The sequence below is a fragment of the Kitasatospora sp. NPDC032150 genome, assembly GCF_055579945.1.
Window position 1 is genome coordinate 59,478 of sequence record NZ_JBVIMH010000041.1, and the last position, 1,153, is coordinate 60,630.

At 69.3% G+C, this 1,153-nt stretch carries 1 rRNA gene and 1 pseudogene; both read right to left on the reverse strand.

The window, feature by feature from the left end:
* A pseudogene (locus ACZ5ON_RS31610) lies at positions 1-889 on the reverse strand (hypothetical protein); the annotation flags it as partial.
* A gap of 178 nt (positions 890-1,067) precedes the next feature.
* Positions 1,068-1,153: ribosomal RNA gene (gene rrf / locus ACZ5ON_RS31615) — 5S ribosomal RNA — on the reverse strand; the annotation flags it as partial.

Below are 1,153 nucleotides of genomic sequence, written 5' to 3' on the forward strand. Positions count from 1 at the left end.
GGTCGTCACGGTCACGGCCATGGCCGCCACCGTACGAAGGACGGTCGTCCCGACGCGGACGGTCCTCACGGAAACCGCCGGAGGGACGGTCGTCACGGCGGAAACCACCGCCCTGCGGACGGTCATCCCGACGGAAACCACCACGGTCGTCACGGTCACGGCCATAGCCGCCCTGCGGACGGTCGTCACGACGGAAACCACCGCCCTGCGGACGGTCATCCCGACGGAAACCACCACGGTCGTCACGGTCACGGCCATGGCCGCCACCGTACGAAGGACGGTCGTCCCGACGCGGACGGTCCTCACGGAAACCGCCGGAGGGACGGTCGTCACGACGGAAACCACCGCCCTGCGGACGGTCATCCCGACGGAAACCACCACGGTCGTCACGGTCACGGCCGTACCCGCCCTGCGGACGGTCGTCACGACGGAAACCGCCGCGGTCGTCACGGTCACGGCCATAGCCGCCCGACGGACGGTCATCCCGACGGAAACCACCGCCCTGCGGACGGTCGTCCCGACGCGGACGGTCCTCACGGAAACCGCCGGAGGGACGGTCGTCACGGCGGAAACCACCGCCCTGCGGACGGTCGTCACGGCGGAAACCACCGCCCTGCGGACGGTCATCCCGACGGAAACCACCACGGTCGTCACGGTCACGGCCATGGCCGCCGGAGGGGCGATCGTCGCGACGGTAGCCACCACGGTCGCGGTCGGAACGATCGTCGCGGCGGTACCCGCCACGGTCGTTCGACCAGCCCCCGCGTGACCGGGGCTCGTAGCCGCCGCCGTCGTCCGATCGACGCTCGGGACGGTCCTGGGGCGGGTTCGACATCGTGGTGACTCCTGTCTGCTGCTTCAAACTCCACCACCCCGGTTCCGGCGACAAGCTCGCCCCGCGGCGGTGCAGTGCCGGCCACCTGACCGGACACCATCTCCATTGTCCGGCATCCGCTCCCGTACCGCGTTCGGGCGGTAGGGCGGACTGGCCGGGTCAAACACGTTCTGACACGCAAAAAAAGCCGTGGCCCCCAGCGAGTCGCTGGGGGCCACGGCTTTGAATAATTGTTCGGCGGCGTCCTACTCTCCCACAGGGTCCCCCCTGCAGTACCATCGGCGCTGTGAGGCTTAGCTTCCGGGTTCGGAATGTAAC